General features: G+C 36.3%; 11 protein-coding genes. 4 read left to right on the top strand and 7 right to left on the bottom strand.

Annotated features, from left to right (window positions below):
• Positions 1–35: 35 nt before the first annotated feature.
• From BLQ16_RS05025 to BLQ16_RS05015, 3 genes are read right to left on the bottom strand one after another with little or no spacing between them, the layout of a single operon-like run.
• Complete coding sequence (locus tag BLQ16_RS05025; protein WP_091791653.1) at positions 36–2,204, bottom strand: TrbL/VirB6 family protein; 2,169 nt, start codon at positions 2,202–2,204, stop codon at positions 36–38.
• Between the two features lie 6 nt (positions 2,205–2,210).
• Complete coding sequence (locus BLQ16_RS09540) at positions 2,211–2,774, bottom strand: hypothetical protein (RefSeq protein WP_144019663.1); 564 nt, start codon at positions 2,772–2,774, stop codon at positions 2,211–2,213.
• Positions 2,747–3,175: a hypothetical protein gene (locus tag BLQ16_RS05015; protein ID WP_091791651.1), complete on the bottom strand. Its 429-nt coding sequence runs from the start codon at positions 3,173–3,175 to the stop codon at positions 2,747–2,749. Before BLQ16_RS05015 ends, BLQ16_RS09540 begins: the two co-directional genes overlap by 28 nt.
• A gap of 1,069 nt (positions 3,176–4,244) precedes the next feature.
• On the opposite strand from BLQ16_RS05015, the gene BLQ16_RS05005 reads away from it, so the two are divergent.
• The 3 genes from BLQ16_RS05005 to BLQ16_RS04995 are packed head-to-tail and all read left to right on the top strand — an operon-like array spanning position 4,245 to position 5,627.
• Entirely contained in the window at positions 4,245–4,847 is a 603-nt protein-coding gene (locus tag BLQ16_RS05005; protein ID WP_091791649.1) for a hypothetical protein, read from the top strand.
• The gene (locus tag BLQ16_RS05000) at positions 4,840–5,205 is read left to right on the top strand and encodes a hypothetical protein (protein WP_091791648.1); all 366 of its coding nucleotides are present in this window, start codon (positions 4,840–4,842) and stop codon (positions 5,203–5,205) included. The genes BLQ16_RS05005 and BLQ16_RS05000 overlap by 8 nt, the downstream gene beginning before the upstream one ends.
• On the top strand, positions 5,205–5,627 hold the full coding sequence (locus BLQ16_RS04995; RefSeq protein WP_091791647.1) for a protein-export chaperone SecB: 423 nt from the start codon (positions 5,205–5,207) through the stop codon (positions 5,625–5,627). The genes BLQ16_RS05000 and BLQ16_RS04995 overlap by 1 nt, the downstream gene beginning before the upstream one ends.
• A gap of 36 nt (positions 5,628–5,663) precedes the next feature.
• Here the strand turns inward: BLQ16_RS04995 and BLQ16_RS04990 are convergent, their stop codons facing one another.
• From BLQ16_RS04990 to BLQ16_RS04975, 4 genes are all read right to left on the bottom strand, one after another.
• Positions 5,664–6,287 carry a hypothetical protein gene (locus BLQ16_RS04990; RefSeq protein ID WP_144019662.1) on the bottom strand — a complete coding sequence of 208 codons (624 nt, stop codon included), beginning with the start codon at positions 6,285–6,287 and terminating at the stop codon, positions 5,664–5,666.
• Between the two features lie 670 nt (positions 6,288–6,957).
• Entirely contained in the window at positions 6,958–7,305 is a 348-nt protein-coding gene (locus BLQ16_RS04985) for a type II toxin-antitoxin system RnlB family antitoxin (RefSeq protein ID WP_091791645.1), read from the bottom strand.
• A 46-nt stretch (positions 7,306–7,351) separates the two neighbouring features.
• Positions 7,352–8,851, bottom strand: coding sequence for a ribonuclease H1 domain-containing protein (locus BLQ16_RS04980; protein ID WP_091791644.1), 1,500 nt, complete (start codon positions 8,849–8,851; stop codon positions 7,352–7,354).
• 112 nt (positions 8,852–8,963) lie between these two features.
• Positions 8,964–9,377 carry a hypothetical protein gene (locus tag BLQ16_RS04975; RefSeq protein WP_242868953.1) on the bottom strand — a complete coding sequence of 138 codons (414 nt, stop codon included), beginning with the start codon at positions 9,375–9,377 and terminating at the stop codon, positions 8,964–8,966.
• A 351-nt stretch (positions 9,378–9,728) separates the two neighbouring features.
• Here BLQ16_RS04975 and BLQ16_RS04970 point away from each other — a divergent pair, with 351 nt between their 5' ends.
• Positions 9,729–12,704: a DEAD/DEAH box helicase gene (locus BLQ16_RS04970; RefSeq protein WP_091791643.1), complete on the top strand. Its 2,976-nt coding sequence runs from the start codon at positions 9,729–9,731 to the stop codon at positions 12,702–12,704.
• Positions 12,705–12,819 lie beyond the last annotated feature (115 nt).

Genomic DNA, 12,819 nt, shown 5'->3' with positions numbered 1-12,819 from the left:
CGCTTAGGCTCCGGCTTATTAGCGGTTTAGTAGCATTACTTTTTACCGGGTCTTTTCCCGTTGGGAGTAATCGGTTTATTTTTATTGTTTGGTTTTTGGATAGACTGTCTGAAGGTCTTTGGGGTTGGCATATTGGTCTGATTGGTTATTTGTTTAATTTGTGGGGCTCTAGATGTTTGTACTGTTCTCGTACCACCGGAGTTACTTGCACCTATTTGAGTCTGCCCTACATCCACCTGGCGTGCATAGTAAATTTGGCCCGAACCTTTTGATTGAATTTGTTTTAATGCGCCCGGAACACTATACTCATCCTTCTTAACTTGCTTACCCTCACTATTTATTCTTTGAGTAGCAGCGCTATTTAAGACCTCATAAGTAGATGTATTACCATTAGCGTCTGTATAATCAAAGGTAACCTGTCTTGCCCCTTCCACGCCGTCTCCCGGGTTGTTAGAGGCCGAGACGTTACTAGTACTGCCTCCTGACCCTGCGTCCGGAATAATTTCCTTAGTATCAAAAGAATTTTCCAGTAGTCCACTCATAACCTCATCGTTACCGGAAAGCTCATAATTCGGTTGCATTAAAGCTTTTTCAGCAGCAACCGGTGAACCATTAGCAGCCGTTTCTTTTAAAGCAGCCTGCAAGTCTTCCGGATTGTCCCCGGCATTAATACGGGCTGCCATAAAGCCACCGACAGATTCATTGCTACCCTTAATTTGATTAATCTTTTCGCCCTCAGCCTTACTCTTATGATTATTATCCCAAGAAAGTCCGGCATCTTGAGCCGCTTTGTTCAGTTGAGTAGCGCCGTCTTGGTTTTTTTGAATACCAGCGTCTTTAGGCACCTGTTTAGCAGGCTGTCCGTTTTCAGCCGTCTTGCCTTCTTCAACTTGCAATCCCTCAGTTTGAGCCTGTTCAAGGCTGACTGCATTCTGAGCGCCTTGATTATTGCCGGATTGACCTTCTTGACCAGCCCCAGCAGAGTCTTCCGCTTTTTCTCTATAGGCATCTGTCATATCAAATTTTCCGGCGAAAGGCGCATCTCCTATACCCTTGGATGCAGACTTACTAAAGCCTTTGACCACACTGTTCTCGGCCACCTTAGCTCCTGCTATCCCAACTTTAGCTGCTGGTACAATTTTCGTGCCATCTAAGGCATCCTTGCCAATCTGTTTGGGATTAAAGGTTTTCAAGAAACCCTGACCTTGTGCATTGCGTTGTAATATCCCTTGTGTAGCTACAGAAGCAGCCCCAAAGGCACCGCCGAAGCGAGATAGTTTACCGCCCGTATTAGCGCCAAGGGTTTCTTTAGCACCGCCACCGGAGCGACTACCTCCTAAGCCACGAATCATGCGGCCGCCAGCAATAACATCATCTAAAATGTTTTCACCGGTTGTCGCCACACCAATACCTAGGGTTTGCATATAAGTATCTACACGCTGAGCAATCTTACACATGGCCAGCATAAAGATAATATGGAAAATTACCCCCTCAGTAGATGAGGTAATGGCTGCAAATCCTGAAAGAATAACTTTGAGCATCCAAGCCGAAATAGACAAAAGAGCACACTGTCCAAAGAACATTCCCAGAAATTTCCTAAATATATTAGAAGTGGCTTGAGAAGCCATTGTTGGGTAAAAAAGTGGGGCTGCAAAAGCTAGGACAGCCACCATGAGATAGCGCTCCACAACTTCTAACATAAGCTTTAGCAGGTTCCAGCCCACTAAAAATACTAAGAAAAGGTAGGCGAGAATGGACCCCGAGGCTCCTAATGCCACCGTTGGGCCAAAGAGTTTCAGAACATCAAACTCTTCATAGCTAAATGCGGCTGTAACACCATTAATAGACTTCATATCGCTAAAGGCTTCATAGGGAATCTGCGCAATATTAACGGCCATCTCTATAAAATAGCCACCAAAGAAGATGAGCCATCCGGCAATAGCCGTTCGGATGAGAATACGAACAGGAGTATCTTTAACTTCTGTGAGCTGTCCACCGAAAAACTTAAATAGTTGCCAAACAGCAATAGTTAGGGTTAAGCCGATAGCTATAGCTTGAAACATTCGGTAACCGGTAACAAGCCCCGGAAAAAATCCAGCAATGGTAGCAAGATTAACTTGCATAATACCCAGGAAGGCCTTGATGATTGCACCAAGCAATTCACTGATGGCTTCAGCAATCCATGAAAGTATTGTATTCAGCACAAATTATCACCTCGTCCCCCCGCTCGATCCTTTATCACCAGTACTACCATTAGAGTGTTTCTTTGCAGCATCGCCTTTTTTTGAAGACTTGCCTCCTTCGCCTTTATCTGCTTTTTCTGTAGAAAAATCCGGCATATGCTCCTTAGTCCACTTCTCGTGGTTACCAATTTGAGGTGTCCAGCCTTGATTCTTGCCACTATTCACACCGAAATTTAGCGCAGCTGGTAAAAGCAAGAAGGCGGCAACGGCAAAAAGAGTAATGATAGCCTGTTTCTTCCCTTTAGCGACAGACCGCTCATCACCGGCGAACATCATGAAGGCGGCAGCTGCAAATGAAACACTTGCAACTGGGATTAGAATGACAAAAGCGATATGATAAACGTCCTCTATGATTTTTTTGTAACTTGTTAGGTTATAGACAACATCACTCTCAGCTTTACCGGAAAAACTATCAGCAAAGGCGATATCCGGCAGAATAAAAAAAGCAACAGCAAGTAATGCAAGACTAAGGCAAAAAAGAGCTCTGGCTCTTCTTACGCAAATTACATCATTAGTAACGGCATTAAGCATCCAAATACGCCCCCGTCTTCTCCTTTGCCAAACCAGCCACCAATCTGCTTAACGATAACTGGGGCCAAAAGAACCAGTGCAATCACGACAATAATCGTAAAAATATTTCGCTTAGCAGATTCCATGCCTCGCTCGCCACCGAAAATAGCCCGGAAGACATTCCAAGCGAAGAGGACTGCTGCAATTGGAACAACAACAGCGGTCATAATCTTCCAGATAGCTCCAGACCCTTTTTTTACCCCGGTCTGGATAGCTGTACCGGGATCCCCGGCAGCAAGAGCACAATCCGGTAAAAGCAGCCCAATCCCCAACACCAAAGCACCAATTAAGGCACACTGGAGGAAAATCATCGCTTTTTGGTTCGCTAATAAACTACCGCACACTTTCTTAACATTCGACATTTTACTCACACTCCTTTATTAAATATTTATGGCCCGCTAAAAAGCACGAGCCTTTACAAAGGCAGCTGGATGCGTCAGCATCTCCTTTAAGCAGAAAACATTTTGCAACGTTTTTTATTTAAAGTAAACTCTTGAGCTGAATTTTTCTGCTTTAATCCAAAGATACCTAATTATTTGTATCCAGCTACCAATACTATATTACCATGTTCATCTTTTAACATCAACATTGGCGCAGCATTTTTAGAAAAAATGAGCTTATCTGCCCCCCCACACTTAATTTCAGGGAAACCCAACTTTCCACGATATTCTACTATTCCGAAGAAAATAGAAAAAGAGCTGCTTCTCTAGGAGGCAGCTCTAATTTTTTATGAAAGTCTACTTAATTTTTGTAGCTAGAGGGTTTATTCTCAAGAGTTCATCTTCGTTGACTTGAATACTGTTCGAAGTTATATTTACAATCTTATTCTGCAAAATTTGAAAGAAATCAATACAGATGTCTTTCCGGTTGGTAGTCCTCATTTTCTCACTATATTCAATGGCTTTTGTTGAAAAGACACGATCACAATCAATCCTAGTAGTCCGCACAAAGGGATTTCTATTTACATCCGCTTCTTCATCATGGAAATTTTTCATTGGATTTTGTTTGCCCAACATATATGGCTTTAAAGTTTGACACTTCAAGAACCCATGCGTATTTGCCTTTTTAATCTGACAAATGTACATGTGAGACTGCCTAGAAAGCCGTGAGTCAATACCGGGGAAAGGGACCCGCATCCGAATCACATCTCTAGCCTCAATCAATAATCAGTCCTCCATCATCTGCAATATCTACATATACATGATTGTATAATTCTTGAGACTCTGCAATCTGCATAAGGACATCCATCATCTTCCTTACCACTAGCAGCCCTTCTTATCTCTATGCTATAATCATATCAACAGAGTCCAGGGTGCATTCAGGTACAAGACTTCTTTTGACTTTATTTCACACACAAAACATGGTATTCTAAAATAGACTATAGTAAAAGCAACCCATTGTTTCAAAACAAAAAGGCCTATAGGTGATCACATGGAACGTGAAGATGAGTTAATTCTAACCTTCTGGGGTTATCATGGAACGCTTGCTGAAAATGCAAAAAAGATAAAACAAGAGAAAAAGTTTATATGCAAAGATAACCCTTATCATTGGCTAGGAAACGGGGTATATTTCTTTATAGATGATCCCGATAAAGCAATTTGGTGGGCCAAACAAGCTAACGCAAAAAAGTACAAAAAACAACAGGTAGCTTATATAAGATGCTATATTCAACTTTTAAAGAAAGAGCTTTTGAATTTAGATATTGAGAGAGATCGTATACGTATTGATAAGTTCTTTAAAGACTTACATAATACAAAAGTAATCCGTCAAGATGATTCTGAGGATCATGAGAAATATCGAACTAGAGTTTTAAATTTTTTTATAGAACGAAGAGATTATAAAGCAATTAAGTATACTTTCTCCAACACAAAAATCACCTATGAAAATATCAATTATGATATTTCTCCTGAAAGTGATTTATATTTGAGAAACAATGGTTGTCAGCTTGCTATATTTAACCAAAGTGTTATTGACTTCTCAGAATTGCGAATATATAAAATCACAGAGAACTTAGGAGAGGTATATTATGAATGAATTAGATAAGAAAGCCTTTATAGAATATATGGCTAACTATGGGTATACAGTGGAATTCGACTCAAATACACCCGGCTTTTTTGATAGTAGCGGCGAGCTAATTGCAAGGATTGATGAAGTCCTATCTCTTTCCGCCCTCAAACCACCTGAACTAGAAGAAGACTTTTACGCCCAAGATTTCGTTGAAGGCGTTACGGCATATATAGATTCAGATGTTCAGTTCTCTTTAGAGAAAAATCATACTAATTTTTCATATCTTAGTCCTGACTCCACAAAAAGCTTAATCTGTCAAAAGCCTTCTCAAATATATGATACCAATGTGCGACCAGCAAATATTGATACAGGGAGTGCTGCATAATGGCTGGAATAGAATTCCATAATTACCACCTTAACGAAATATCCTATATTAGAAATAATAACTTCGATCCATCAGAGGGAACGATAACCCTTGATATTAAGCCTAGTGTGGATCTGAAATATAACGATAAAAGCAAAGAGGATAAGGCTCTCGTAAACTTTGACCTAATTTTAGGCAGCCTAGAAGACCCAAAAGCCGCCTTTCAAGTTGTTCTTAAAATGACTGCACACTTTAGCTATAACAAAGACGAATCAGATGGCAGATCTTTTGAGCAGTATTTGCTTGAAAATGCCACTGCAATCCTATATTCGTATATGCGTCCGATGGTTTCAGATATAATCATGAGAGCTAATGAGTTCCCAAACTATATACTTCCTGTGCTGAACGTAACGGCTCTACTTGAAGAAGGAAATAAAGAATAGCTTTACAAATGGCCACCTTTCCATAGGTGGCCATTCCTATGCATCCTTGGCTCTACATAATTTACATAACCCGATAAGAAACGCTAAAATTATAAAAACACGACTAATTTTATGGTTTACCTCACGCACTACACAGCCAAAGATTAGCACTGCAAGTAGGAGAAAAACAAAACGGATTTTAGTATATTTATTTTTATTACTATCTTTGCTTAAGAACCTAAGTAAAACCCACAACATAAAAACTACGATAGAAAGAATAATTATTTTATATTCATTTTTATGGACATCTCCCATAAGAATGAATATAAAAGGCAGGAAAGCCGCCTCAATATATTGTATAGCTACACTACTAATCTTCTGAAGTGATTGTGCACTACTTTCTTTTTTTCTTGCTCTATCTTGCTTAGCCTTTTTTGACTCTGAAAAACTAGTCTTTATTGGACTCTTAAAAGATCCGCCTTGATTCCTTAATTTAATATTATTCAAAAGCTCTTCACAAGCAACAACGTAGATATTACCAAATCCAATGCAAACCAAAACGCAATATAACTGCTGCTCAAAATTACTTATACAGCCAACCTTTACTAAAAAAGCTGTTCCCATAGTTATAACTGTCATATTATCCGCAACATACCTTATGATTTTTTCTATTATTTTCATAGTACTTACTTTATGCATTTTTTAAACTAGCAGCTCCATATCTCTGTAGCGTACTATACATCACGATTTCTTCAGCCTAGCTTTTATTAATTTCTAATTCTATTTCCTTGAAACAAAGCTCTTGAACGAATCTGCTCCTATTTCTCTTCTCTTAGCTAACATTTCTGTCCAAATTCGCTCACCTTGATCCAAGCTTATTAGCCTTTGTTCAAAGGCCTCTATTAAAATACCCCCAGCCGTTATGGGATCACTCTACATTTATTATAGGCTCAGAATCTTTTTTAGACCTTTTTAATTTAAAAGGAAAATAGTCTGGGGTTTCGAATTTGCTGTATATAGCATTTTCTTTCGAGAAATCAATCACGATATTTTCCAAGGCTGTATTATTTGAACTTGCCAAAAGGATATTGGACTTGAGAAGCTCTGGAGGAAGGATTGATATAGATCACTGGTCTTGTGTAGTATTATTGGTGATAGGTGTATTTAATGCCTTCTTCTCTAGACTTAAACTGCCTATTTTTTCAGCAATTTCTCGACTAGTCTGTACAATTAAATCTGCGAATACATCTTTTAATAATGTGGTTTTTCCCTACAATGTCAAGTAATTGATATTAAAAAAGCACCTAAATTTCTTTAAGTGCTTTGATGCGTCATATGGTATACAGTATATTTAACTCTGTGCTATTTTTTTTATTTGTGATTCCGGCAATACAGAATTTCTTAAAAAAGCGGGTTGATATTTTAGAATCTCATTTGCTTTTTCTAGTATATCATTGTCCACATTAACATAGTTATAATGATTTAAATTAATTGTTCCATCTTCATTTAAAGTAGTTTCAATAAAACGATACTCATTCATTCCTGAACATAATATAGTATCTATCAAAAGTTTTCTTGTTTCGTTCGGAGACATTCTAATGGATTTTAAACATCTTGATATTTGAGTTTGGTAATCTAACAATGTTATTATAGCATCAAATCCATCCTTTTTTAAACTATTTATCAAATATGGTTTCATTACAATATCTCCTCCTTCCTCTTAAATCATTTATACAAAAAAGTAACTAAAATATTATATAATATTTATTTATAAATTGCAAGCCTTCCAAAATTAATTCATGAGCTGTTTTTATATCCGTTATAACATGAGTATCCATTGAATTTTCTGACCAATGTGAATATGGATGTCTCATTTTGTTATAGCTACTATATAACTGATTAAGATAATCTATTTGATTAGAACTTAAGCCTACAGCAGATGAATTATATTCAAAATTTCCTGTTGTTTCATTTTCATCAAAGAAAGCAAAATTATTCCTTTTAAATTTGCCATCTTTTCCTGTTCTAGTTGTATTCTTACCCAATTTATCATGTAAAATTCTATGCAAATAAAATTCCATCGCTCTAAAAAGGGGTGTAACCAGACAAGTATAATCCGGCATATAGCCTGTTATTAGTGTATTAAATACTGAGGATAATAAAGTATTTCTAAGTTTTGTATCTTTATCATCAATTGGAAAATTAGGCAATAACGTAGAAAAAGCATTTTCAACCTCCAGCTTCTCTACTGTTAAATCATGATACGTATTTAGGACTTCTATAACAGCACTATCTGTTGGTAAGTTTTCAATCGCCAATGAAATAATTTTCCGAAACAGCAAACTCTGTTTCCCTTGAACGTAAGATTTATTACCTTTGTAGCAGTTAATAATCACTCGTTGACCGTCAAACACAAGTAACAATTTATCTAAGTAATCTTTTGGACTAGATTCTTCTACCTTAATTTTATCTTTAATATCTTCTTCATTGATTTCATTATTGAGTGATTCTACCATATTAAGCCAATCTTGCTTTTGAAAACCTATAAAATAGATAGATCCATCATTATATGTTTTATACCCTTGCGACAAGAGAGCTTTTTTTGCTAATTCATCCGCTTTTTCATTATACACAATTCCGCTATGAGCTTTTACATGCTCAAATTCTATATTTATCAACTTTGACTTCTCATCAAAGAATTTACTATATTCCTGTGAAATTTTGACTTTAGATTTCCATTCTTTCGTTGCCCACTTTTCAATGCCTTCATAATCATAAAAAATTTTTATTCTTTGTTTATTGCTTTCAATAGCCCATAAAATAGCTTGTTTAACACCTTCAATTTCACCTGCAATATTTCTTGAATCCATATAAGTTTTATCTATAAAAGCCTTATATAGACTGTCTTCTGATTCATTGGTTAAAAGAAGGACACCAAAACTGTATTTTTCTTTTCCATCTGCATCTAAAGAATGGCTGCCATCTACAAAAGCAATTACTTCTCTATCTCGTAAGTTCTTTATTTCCTGTTCTATTTTTTCATTTATTACAGATATTTCATCGGATACACTTTCACTTTCTTTTATTTCCTCACGAGACATATATCTTATAGCTTCCCCCTCTGTAGAAAAAGACTTGTACTCTGCACCTGGAAAGCCTTTCACCTGTTCTTCAGCCTGACTCCATGTTTGATAAATTCCGGGAATTTTTCCTACTCTAACAGCATAAAATTTTTTCTTTGCCATATAACATCACCGTCCATCTATATAGTTTTTAAATATAAATTAACATCATCTATTGTTCTTATTATAGCATATTTTTTATATAACTTCCATTTATACACCTTCTCCTTTTATCTTAATTTCTATACTTCCATGCCTTGATACTACAATTTTTTCCACCATAGTATCTACAATCTCTTTGGTGATTTTCCTCATTATCAGATAGATTAGAAATTTCGTTTGAAGGTTTAAGAATGCTCTCTTTTTCTAATTCCTCCTCTAGCTCTTGTTTCTTCAGTAAGAGATTTTGTTTTTCTTGTAGATATACCTCCTTCGATAATTCTTTCTTTTTGTACTTCTCATATTGTTTTTGCAAAGTAATGTTTATGTTATCACGTTCACAGGAAAGATTCTTCTTTTCCTGAATAGAAATTTTTGTGCTTTCTATATCTGCCTTTACAGGTATATTTTTTATCTTATCTGAAAGTATGTAATGTGATAAGACATATGTTACAGAAACAGATAAAAAAAGAGAGATACTCTGATACAATAAGTTTCAACCAAAAAACAAAGTATCAAAAGGAGTATCTCTCATGGCAAGTATAACCGAAGAAATGCGTTTTCGCCAGCGTCTATGTGAATACGCAATCAAATATGGCGTCACAAAGGCAGCAGGGTAGTAGAAACCAGTAGGGTTGCGGCTAGTACCGCAGCTGTGGCTTTCTTTGTTAGGCTTCCTTTCATGGTGTTGCTCCTTTCGGTCTGTGCGTTATATTGTTACTTTCATTTCATCACGCCCATATTCTTTTGCACGGCTCAGATGTGGGAAAAATGACATCAACACTTATATATGGTAAATTAAATACATGGAGTATTCTTATATTTTTCTGGGGAGGTACTTATGTGTGACAAATGGGATATAAAAAATAATATTTTAGACAGCTTTATATTTTATGAATTTTTAGCTGAAGGAAATTTATCTAAGGACGCAAAAATACTGACCTATGATAAAATGGAACACCACAAACTAAAAAAGCTAATGCATCGAAATGAAAATTACCCAATTAATAAAAACGCAAAATTAGCGTTATATTTTAATGTCCTGAGTTTCGAAAAAGTATTAAAAATCCTTAAAAGAGTTTACAGAATTAATATTGTAGATGAGGATATTGACTGGGAAAAAACTTTTGAGTATGCATTGGTTTTTGACTATAACCTCGAATTTATTCCAGACGAAACATTTGTTTCAATACCTTATTATATCTACAAAAATCAAAAAATCAATTATGATTTAACAGATTTAAAAATGTTAACAACAGAAATATCCGCACAAATTAAAATGGCTTACGAAGAATGTGAAAATGACCTTGGTAAGCTGCTACACTATCTTTTAAAATCTTCAAATGCTTTTATTAAGGCGGATAGTATATGTTTTGAAGTTTTTAACAGTAAAGCCGAAATGAACGCTAAATTACATTCTTTTTATCTGGAAGATCTAGAGACCGCTAAGCATTGTTCTCAAAATCATCTCCTTAAGCGATATTTTAGAGAAGCCTTACCAGACGAGAAAATTAATTTAGATAGCAAAACCCCTGAAGGTCAAAATAATATAAAAGAAATTTTAGCACCTTGTAATTATCCTCTTGGCCGTTTTCCAAGCGACCCATCGCATGCACCCAGTTTAATGCAACAGGTTGCGATCAATTTACGAAGTCAGGGAAAAGATTATCTTCTAACTGTTAATGGACCACCAGGGACAGGAAAAACCACATTATTAAAAGATGTATTCGCAGATTTAATTGTACAGACTAGTCGAGAAATTGCTGAAAAAATAGGCAGTTTAAGTCTAGAGAAGAAGGCATTAAATACACCTATCACCAATAATACTACACAAGACCAGTGGTCTATATCAATCCTTCCTCCAGAGCTTCTCAAGTCCAATATCCTTTTGGCAAGTTCAAATAATACAGCCTTGGAAAATATCGTGATTGATTTCTCGAAAGAAAATGCTATATACAGCAAATTCGAAACCCCAGACTATTTTCCTTTTAAATTAAAAAGGTCTAAAAAAGATTCTGAGCCTATAATGATGTGGGGATCTTTTGCATATAGAGGGGGAAATAAAGATAATCGTACTGAGTTAGATCATCGCATAGAAGATATCTGTAAAGAACTGGATGAAATTGCCACTGACAATAACGAGTACACAGAAGTTTGTGAAGAAATAAATCTTCAAAATACTTGCGAAGAGTTTAACCAGCTATACGATCAAGTTCAAAAAATGATTGATGACGCTCAAGATGCTTATACTGTGATGGTTCAAATGGATATAATGAAACAAAAAATAAATCACGAATACCCTGATCTTTTAGTTGTTCTCAAAGAAGATGTTGGTCAGATAAGTGTTAAAATTGATGAAGTAAGAGCGGATTTAGAAAAATCTAAAGAAGAACATGAAAAGCTCAAGCTAAATAAGCCTAAATATTTCGCTATTAAAAAACTTTTCAAGATAAATGAAGCAACAACTTATTCGAAGCAAATAAATTCTACTAAAAAGAAACAGTTTCAATTAGAGAAATGGGTAGAAGAGTATAGCTGTTCTCTCAATGAGAAAACAAGCCAAATTTCTGAATATGAAGAAAATCTTAGGCAATGTAAGCTAAACATGCAGCTATATAAAGAAAAATTAGCAGAATTGAAACAATCAAATACTCCACTCCTAGATTTTTCTCTACCTTATGATGAATTGGAAAAATCCGTGCCATGGTTTAATGATGACTTCAGAATCAAACAAAGTCAGCTTTTTACTAAAGCGCTTGAAGTTAGAAAAGCTTTTCTATATGAGTACAAGGAAGACTTAAAAACTGCCCGAAACGCACTTGACTGGGATAACAAAATAAGAATTCGGCACTGGGATGACGGTAAAGAGTTTCTTGTACATTCATGGAATTGGATTAATTTTGCTATCCCCGTTATCAGCACGACCTTTGCAAGCATGCATAATATGTTTGATTTCGCTGGAGCCAATACAGTACCTAATTTATTTATTGATGAAGCTGGCCAAGCTGCCCCTCAAGCTTGCATTGGTGGTTTGCTGAGAGCAGAACGCGTTATGGCATTGGGTGATCCTTTTCAAATAGAGCCGGTGAAAACGCTGGACTCACAAGTGCTAGGAATTTTGCAAAATCATTTTCGTGTATCTGACACATATCTAGCGCCAACAGCTTCTTGTCAAACTGTTTTGGATTCAGCCGGAAAATACGGTTTCCAAAAAGATGAAGAGACTTGGATAGGCGTTCCGCTGTGGGTACACAGAAGGTGTACTGACCCCATGTTTTCGATATCAAATGCCATTTCTTATGATGGTCGGATGGTTCTAGGAGTCGAGGAAAATTTTGGCATTGGAAAGTGGTGTGACGTAAAAGGAATAGCTAAAGATAAGTTCGTTCAAGCGCAAGCCTGTTACGTTATAGATCTATTGACTGAGCTAATAGAAGAAGGATTTACTAATAAACAAATATATATAATCACACCATTCAGGAATGTTGCCCAGAAGCTGAGAGAGCAATTAGGAAAAGCAGAAAATAGACATCTTATTGATTCTAAAAAGGAGCAAATTGGAACGGTTCATACTTTTCAAGGCAAAGAAAACAAGGTTGTTATTTTGGTTTTAGGTGCAGACGAAAACAGTAGTGGAGCTGCTGCCTGGGTTGTAAAAAAACCTAACATAATGAATGTCGCTGCCACACGAGCAAAAGAAAGGTTATATATTATTGGTGACAAGCAATTGTATGAAGGGGTTGGCGGGAAAGTTGTAAAAAACACTTTGCGTGTGATTAATAAATATAACCAAGATGAATCAGACGGGAGTTATTGATCCTCTACTTGATTGGACTGAGTGGAAAGACCGATTTGCTGTTAAAGAGGACCTGGCCTCAGTTGAATCTAAACTAAAAATAGAGGTAGTGCTAAGTGATTATTACCAACTTTGG

It is taken from the genome of Peptococcus niger (assembly GCF_900101835.1).
Lineage (GTDB): Bacteria > Bacillota > Peptococcia > Peptococcales > Peptococcaceae > Peptococcus > Peptococcus niger.
This window is presented reverse-complemented; position numbering and strand designations above follow the sequence as displayed.